This is a genomic window from uncultured Amaricoccus sp. (genome assembly GCF_937858865.1).
In the GTDB taxonomy this organism is placed as follows: domain Bacteria; phylum Pseudomonadota; class Alphaproteobacteria; order Rhodobacterales; family Rhodobacteraceae; genus Amaricoccus.
Genome location: NZ_CALLYO010000447.1, coordinates 1 through 2,490, shown reverse-complemented (window position 1 = coordinate 2,490; position 2,490 = coordinate 1). Strand labels below are relative to the sequence as shown.

Annotated in this window: 3 protein-coding genes; all 3 read right to left on the bottom strand. The window is 72.9% G+C overall.

Features of this window, described 5'->3' with window-relative positions; translation table 11 throughout:
- The coding region (yidC, locus tag Q0112_RS13160) for a membrane protein insertase YidC (protein ID WP_297976006.1) at positions 1–377 on the bottom strand (377 nt) is incomplete at its 3' end.
- 202 nt (positions 378–579) lie between these two features.
- Positions 580–1,392, bottom strand: coding sequence for a tRNA 2-thiocytidine(32) synthetase TtcA (gene ttcA / locus Q0112_RS13155; RefSeq protein ID WP_297976005.1), 813 nt, complete (start codon positions 1,390–1,392; stop codon positions 580–582).
- A 4-nt stretch (positions 1,393–1,396) separates the two neighbouring features.
- Positions 1,397–2,490: phosphoribosylamine--glycine ligase (gene purD / locus Q0112_RS13150; protein WP_297976003.1), on the bottom strand; the 1,094-nt coding region annotated here is incomplete at its 5' end.

Below are 2,490 nucleotides of genomic sequence, written 5' to 3'. Positions count from 1 at the left end.
CCGGGCGGCTGGAGCAGCGTGACGGTCGGCGAGCCGGGCTCGACGGTGACGGTATAGTCGCTGAGCGAGAGGTCGTCGATGCGGGCGCCGAGGAGCGAGAGCGAGCCCGAGACGCGCGCGGTCCTGATCGGCAGGCGCGGGGAGGCTGCGAGCGCCGCCTCGCGGGTCTGCGGGGCCGCAGCCGCCTCGGGCGCCGGCGCGGGCGCAGCGCCGGGGGCCGGCGGCACGGTGGCGTCCGGCGCCGTCTGGGTGGCGGGCGCCGGCTCTTCGGTCGGGAAGGCGTCGGGGAAGAGAATCGGGCCGAGAACGAACCAGCCCAGCAACACGAGGAAGCTGAGCGCCGTCGCCAGGATCAGGTTCCGGCTCTGGTCGTCCATTGCACGACTCCGGTCAGGCTTTTGCGGACAAAGGTTGACGGGCCTTCAACAGCCCCGGCGTCGAAAGGTCAAGGTAAAAGGGGCGGCCCCGGCCCCCTGCCGGCGGTGGCGCGGGCGGGCGGCCGGATGCGGATCTCCGCCCAACCCGCCGGGATGGCGGGGAAAGCCCCGATGGGTTCCGCGGCGGGCGCGGAACCCGGGATCAGAGGTTCTTGAAGTCGAAGAGCGCAGGGTCGAGCAGGTGGCTCGGCACGGCCTGGGTGAGGGCGCGGAAGAGGATCTGCCGGCGGCCGGGGCTCTTTTTCTCCCACTCGTCGACCATGCGCTTCACCTGCAGCCGCTGCAGCCCGTCCTGGCTGCCGCAGAGGTCGCACGGGATGATCGGGTAGTTCATCGCGCGGGCGAAGCGTTCGCAGTCGGCCTCGGCAACGTGGGCGAGCGGGCGGAGCACGTAGAGGTCACCCTCGTCGTTCAGGAGCTTGGGCGGCATGGCGGCGAGCTTGCCGCCGAAGAAGAGGTTGAGCAGGAACGTCTCGACGATGTCCCCCTGATGGTGGCCGAGCACGATGGCCGAGCAGCCTTCCTCGCGGGCGACGCGATAAAGGTGCCCGCGGCGCAGGCGCGAGCAGAGGGCGCAGAAGGTGCGGCCCTCGGCCACCTTCTCCGTGACGATGGAATAGGTGTCGCGGTACTCGATCCGATGCGGCACCCCCATGCGGGCGAGGAACTCGGGCAGCACCGTCGCCGGAAAGCCCGGCTGCCCCTGGTCGAGGTTGCAGGCGAGAATCTCGGCCGGCAGGAGGCCGCGCCACTGGAGCTCGACCAGCGCGGCGAGCAGCGTGTAGCTGTCCTTGCCGCCCGAAAGACAGACCAGCCACCGCCCGCCGACGCTCGCCATGCCGTAGGTCTCGATCGCCTCGCGCGTCAGGCGGATGATCCGCTTCCTGAGCTTGCGGAACTCGGTCGAGTCGGGCGCGCCGTGGAAGAGCGGGTGGATCTCGGCCTGGTCGAGCAAGGCCTCAGGCCTCCGCCGGCGCGAGCGCGCGCCAGCCGATGTCGCGGCGGTAGAAGCCCCCCGGCCAGGCGACGCCGTCCGCGGCGGCATAGGCGAGGCGGCGTGCCTCTGCCAGCGTCGCAGCGCGGGCCGTCGCGTTCAGCACCCGCCCGCCGTCGGCGACGAGCTGGTCGTCGACCCGCCGCGTGCCGGCGTGGAAGATCTTCACCCTGGGGTCGGCGATGGCCGGCAGCCCGACGCGCTCGCCGCGCGGGCAGGCGCCGGGATAGCCGCGCGTCGCCAGCACCACGGTCAGGGCGTGGTCGTCGGCGAAATTCGCCCGCGCGCTGCCGAGCTCGCCCGCGGCGCAGGCGAGGCAGGCGTCGAGGAGCTGCGCCCCGAGCCGCAGCGCAAGGACCTGCGCCTCCGGGTCGCCGAAGCGGACGTTGTATTCGACGAGCCGCGGCGCGCCGTCCGCGATCATCAGTCCGGCGTAGAGGACGCCTTGGTAGGGCGTGCCGCGGCGGACCATCTCGGCCAGCGTCGGGCGGACGATGCGCGTGATCGCCGCCTCGGTGAGCTCGGGCGTCAGCACCGGCGCCGGTGAATAGGCGCCCATACCGCCGGTGTTCGGCCCTTCGTCACCGTCGAAGGCCCGCTTGTGGTCCTGGGCCGAACCGAGGAAGAGAAGCTCCTCGCCGTCGGCCAGCACGAAGAGGCTTGCCTCCTCGCCTTCCATGAACTCCTCGATCACCACCCGCGCGCCGGGGCCCTCGCGGAAGATGGCGTCGAGCGCCGCCTCGGCCTCGGCCACGGTCGCAGCTACCGTCACCCCCTTGCCGGCGGCGAGCCCGTCGGCCTTGACGACGATGGGCGCGCCCTCGGCCGCCACCCAGGCCCGCGCCGCCTCGGGGTCAGTGAAGGTCTGGCTCGCCGCGGTCGGCGCGCCGCAGGCGGCGCAGATCTCCTTGGTGAAGGCCTTCGACGCCTCGAGCCGCGCCGCCGCCCGGCTCGGGCCGAGGGTGAGGACGCCGCCGGCGCGTAGCGCGTCGGCCACGCCCTCGGCGAGCGGTGCCTCGGGGCCGATCATCACGAAGTCGACCGCGTTCTCGGCGCAGA